General features: G+C 69.0%; 1 protein-coding gene. It reads left to right on the forward strand.

Translation table 11 applies throughout. The annotated features are described in order from the left end of the window. The coding region (locus tag AC5WRL_RS28145; protein WP_496091505.1) for a hypothetical protein at positions 1 to 271 on the forward strand (271 nt) is incomplete at both ends.

Consider the following 271-nt stretch of genomic DNA (forward strand, 5'->3'; position numbering starts at 1 on the left):
CAGGCCGCCGAGGGGTTCCGTGAGTGGATCCGGCGCTTCTACCTGGAATCGGACAACCTCAAGACCTACGCGTCGCTCGTCGGCGCGGCGATGACCAACGCGGGCGTGGCCCTGCGCCAGGCCCAGAGCGAGATGCCGCCGCCCACACAGGTACTCGTCGAGGGAGCGAACTCCGACCCGGGGTTCCAGACGATGCTTCCGAACGTGGCCGATGGCGCACAGGAAACCTCCCGCCAGGAAGCCATCGCGGCAATCCGCCGCCTCGGCTCCG

It is taken from the genome of Streptomyces sp. NTD107, from assembly GCF_059510435.1.